The sequence below is a fragment of the Nocardioides sp. CPCC 206348 genome, from assembly GCF_048654705.1.
Taxonomy (GTDB): domain Bacteria; phylum Actinomycetota; class Actinomycetes; order Propionibacteriales; family Nocardioidaceae; genus Nocardioides.
This window is the reverse complement of the sequence record NZ_JBMCZA010000210.1, coordinates 125,547-129,612: the sequence shown is the minus strand read 5'-3', so window position 1 is coordinate 129,612 and position 4,066 is coordinate 125,547. Positions and strand designations below refer to the sequence as shown.

Annotated in this window: 5 protein-coding genes; 3 read left to right on the top strand and 2 right to left on the bottom strand. The window is 70.6% G+C overall.

The genetic code is table 11. The features are described from left to right. Nucleotides 1-771 (top strand): alkaline phosphatase D family protein (locus tag ACOADB_RS21585; RefSeq protein WP_378603364.1); only part of this gene is annotated, 771 nt, incomplete at its 5' end. Here the strand turns inward: ACOADB_RS21585 and ACOADB_RS21580 are convergent. Further along, nucleotides 735-1,388 (bottom strand): vWA domain-containing protein, encoded by a 654-nt coding sequence (locus tag ACOADB_RS21580; RefSeq protein WP_378603361.1) that lies wholly within the window; start codon nt 1,386-1,388, stop codon nt 735-737. The two genes, ACOADB_RS21585 and ACOADB_RS21580, sit on opposite strands and share 37 nt — an antisense overlap. Nucleotides 1,389-1,427: 39 nt before the next feature. Further along, entirely contained in the window at nt 1,428-1,820 is a 393-nt protein-coding gene (locus tag ACOADB_RS21575) for a hypothetical protein (RefSeq protein ID WP_378603358.1), read from the bottom strand. 136 nt (nt 1,821-1,956) lie between these two features. Here ACOADB_RS21575 and hflX point away from each other — a divergent pair, with 136 nt between their 5' ends. Next, entirely contained in the window at nt 1,957-3,441 is a 1,485-nt protein-coding gene (gene hflX / locus ACOADB_RS21570) for a GTPase HflX (protein ID WP_378603355.1), read from the top strand. Nucleotides 3,442-3,516: 75 nt separating this feature from the next. Continuing rightward, on the top strand, nt 3,517-4,066 hold a 550-nt coding region (locus ACOADB_RS21565), incomplete at its 3' end, for an SGNH/GDSL hydrolase family protein (RefSeq protein ID WP_378603352.1).

The window sequence follows — 4,066 nt, the reverse complement described above, 5'->3', positions numbered from 1 at the left end:
TGGCAGGAGTACCAGCCGGTGCCGGTGAAGCGCCTGGTCCCGGCCGACGGGGACGGCTTCGCGCCCGCCCGGCTCTATCGCCGGATCCCGCGCGGGCAGCACCTCGACCTGTTCCTGCTCGACATGCGCAGCTTCCGTGGATCGAACCCGGTCGCCGACCCGCGCGACGACCGAGCACCGAGCGGCCTGCTCGGCCCGGAGCAGGAGGACTGGCTGATCACCGGCCTACGCAGGTCGAGGGCGACGTGGAAGGTGATCTCGATCGACCAGCCGTTGTCGGCGCCGGTCCGCCAGCTCCACGACCTCGACGGCGTCGCGAACGGCGACCACGGCCGTCCGATGGGACGCGAACCGGAGATCGGGCGCGTCCTCTCGGCGATCAAGCGGTACGAGGTCAAGAACGTCGTGTGGATCACCGCCGACGTGCACTACACGGCGGCCAACCACTACTCCCCGGAGCGGGCGACGTTCACCGACTTCGAGCCGTTCTGGGAGTTCATCTCCGGACCCCTGCACTGCTCGCCGTTCACTGCGCGGCCCGACAAGCTCGACCGCACCTTCGGTCCGCTCGTGCACTTCACCCACGGCAAGGACGAGCCGCTCCCGGTGAAGATCGCGCCGCGTCCGGACAACCAGCACATCGGCCAGCTCGCCATCGCGCCTTCCGGCGAGCTGACCGTGCGCCTGTACGACGCCGTCGGGACCGTGCTGTGGCAGAAGGTCCTCGAGCCGGATCAGTCGGCGACGGCCTTGCGCTCCTCGGGGGAGTAGGCGTCCATCATCGGTGCGGGCGCACCCGCCGGAGCGGCGAACCGGTCGCCGCGGAGCTTGCCCAGCTTCTGCGAGGTCATCGCCATCACGTCGCGGCTCTTGCCGCGCCCGTAGGTGACCGAGGCGCCCGCGGCGACGCCGAGGCTCGCGCCGACCTCGATCGCGTCCTGGTCGGCGCCCATGTAGAGGAACTGCCACGCGAAGCCGTTGGTCTGCTGCTCCACCAGCGCCTTGATCGCCGGGTGGGTCCACTCCTGGCTGGCGTTCTCGTGGCCGTCGGTCATCACCGCGACGATTACGGTGCCGGGGCGCTCGTCCTCCTGGAGTGCGGCGAGCTCCTGGCCGGCGGTGGTGATCAGGCGCCCCATCGCGTCGAGCAGCGCGGTCGATCCGCGCGGCTGCAGGTCCAGCGCCGGCACGTCCGCGATCGGGAAGTTGGAGAACACGACGTCGTACTCGTTGTCGAACTGGGCGAGGGTGACCCGGCAGTCGCCCGGAGCGGTGCGCTGCTCGGCGATGAAGGCGGCGAAGCCGCCCTCGGTGTCGGCCTTGATGGACTGCATCGATCCGCTGCGGTCGAGCAGGAAGTACAGGTGGGTGAGATCGGCTCGGGTCATGGTTCCTCCATCAAGTTGGGCACATCGGGCAGTTCGGGGTCATTGGCTCCGGCGCGGCTTGAACCGCATCGGCGCCGGGGCTGCGGCAGGTTGCCGCGGCTGACCGGTCTCGAGGTCGTACTTCGCTCGTTCGACCCCGGCGGCCGTCACGCGTCCCCGGTCGTCGGCGTACGCCGCGAGGCTGCGGGTGCGCGCCAGTCGGGGGCCGACGGCGTTCTCCGTGAGCCCGGCCTGCGCCCCTGCCCCACGCAGGGACGCCTGGCCGGTCAGCACGGCGGCTGCCATGGCCTCGTCGAGGATCTCGGTGAGCCGGTCGGCGGCTTCTCGAAGGTAGGGCAGGGCCCCGACGGAATCGCGGCCCTCCGCCTCGTCCAGCGCCCGTCGTACGACGGCCAGTGCTTCCGCGGGTGGCCCTGCCAGTGAATCGGTCATGCTCTCCATGGTGCCGCACAAACTGCGGCAACGCAAGGAGTGCGGTACCGCAGTTGGTGCGCAGATGACCGCCCGTCGTCCGCGTCCGGTAATCGGGAAGCCTTTGTGACCGTTCGTCGTTACGCTGGATACGCCTATGACGAACCATGCTGAAGACTTCTCCCTCGCGTCCGCGCTGCGCGCCACCGAGGGCTGGGACGACCCCGACAACGACACCTTCGAGTCCGGGTACGCGCCCGCCTCCGCCGACGAGCCCACCACGGGTGACCTGGACCTGGCTGCGCGCCACGAGCTGCGTCGTGTCGCCGGTCTGCGCACCGAGCTCGAGGACATCTCCGAGGTCGAGTACCGCCAGCTCCGGCTCGAGCGCGTCGTGCTCGTCGGGGTGTGGACCGAGGGCACCGTCCAGGACCACGAGAACGCCATGGCCGAGCTCGCGCTGCTCGCCGAGACCGCCGGATCCGAGGTGCTCGACGCGATCTACCAGCGCCGCCAGTCGCCCGACCCGGCGACGTACATCGGCCGCGGCAAGGTCGAGGGACTGGCCGAGATCGTGCAGGCCAGCGGCGCCGACACCGTGATCTGCGACGGCGAGCTCGCCCCCTCGCAGCTCCGCAACCTGGAGGACCGGGTCAAGGTCAAGGTCGTCGACCGGACCGCCCTGATCCTCGACATCTTCGCCCAGCACGCGAAGTCGGCCGAGGGCCAGGCGCAGGTCGAGCTGGCCCAGCTCAGCTACATGAAGCAACGGCTGCGTGGTTGGGGTGGCAACCTGTCGCGCCAGGCCGGTGGCCGCGTCGGCGCCGACGGTGCCGGTATCGGTGGCCGTGGTCCCGGTGAGACCAAGATCGAGACCGACCGCCGCCGGATCAACGACAAGATCGCCAAGCTCCGCCGCGAGCTGAAGGTGATGAAGGGGACCCGCGACACCAAGCGCCAGGAGCGCCGTCGCAACCACATCCCCTCGGTCGCGATCGCGGGCTACACCAACGCCGGCAAGTCCTCGCTGCTCAACCGGCTGACGGGTGCAGGAGTGCTCGTCGAGGACTCCCTCTTCGCGACGCTCGATCCCACCACTCGTCGTACCTCCACCGTCGACGGCCGGATCTTCACGATGAGCGACACGGTCGGGTTCGTCCGGCACCTGCCGCACCAGCTGGTCGAGGCGTTCCGCTCGACCCTGGAGGAGGTGGCCGACGCCGACCTCATCGTGCACGTCGTCGACGGCTCGCACCCCGACCCCGAGGGCCAGCTGACCGCGGTGCGCGCGGTGCTCGCCGACATCGACGCCGGTGGCGTCCCCGAACTGGTCGTCATCAACAAGATCGACGCCGCGGACCCGCTGGTCATCGACCGCCTGCTCCGCCGCGAGCCGCACTCCGTCGCGGTGTCCGCCCACACGGGTGAGGGCATCAAGGAGGCGCTCGCCCGGATCGAGGCCGACCTGCCGCGACCGCAGGTCGAGTTCTCCGCGCTGGTGCCCTATGCCCGCGGCGACCTGATCGACCGGATCCACAAGGACGGCGAGATCGCCACCATCGAGCACACCGCCGACGGCAGCCACGTCACCGGCCGCGCGAGCGAAGCGCTCGCGGGCGACCTGGCGACGTACGCCGTCTGACATCGCACCTGACGAACCTGCTGTGAGTTCGGCGAATTCGCAGCACGTTCGTCAGGTACGACGGATGATTTCGACGTGACTCGGCACCTCACCCGCCTCCGGCCCCGGCTGCTCCTCACCGTCCTGACGGTGCTGCTCGTTGCCGCCGTGAGTACGACGATCCTGGGCCGCGCAGGTGCGCGGACCGATCGCTGCGGGGAGATCGGCGAACGCGCCGAGGAGCGGGCTGCGGTCGTGACGGGGACGGGTGCCGACATCCTCGTGATCGGCGACTCCTACTCCGTCGGCGCCGGTGTCCGTGCGCGCGACTCGTGGCCGGTGCGGCTGCCCGGCCGGGTCCGGGTGGACGGGTTCTCCGGGAGCGGGTTCACGGTCGGCGCGAGCGCCTGCGGTGACGTCTCCTTCGCCACCCGCGCAGCGCTCTCGCTACGCCGGTCGACCGACCTGGTCGTCGTCGAGGGTGGCCTCAACGACTACGACCAGTCGCTGGCCGATCTCGAAGCCGGCTTCGCGCGCCTGATGCGGGTGCTCGACGGGCGGCAGGTGCTCGTCGTCGGCCCGCCGCCGGCGCCGGAGCGTCCGCGTGGGGATGTCGAGGCGGTCGACGTAGCGTTGGCCCGGCTCG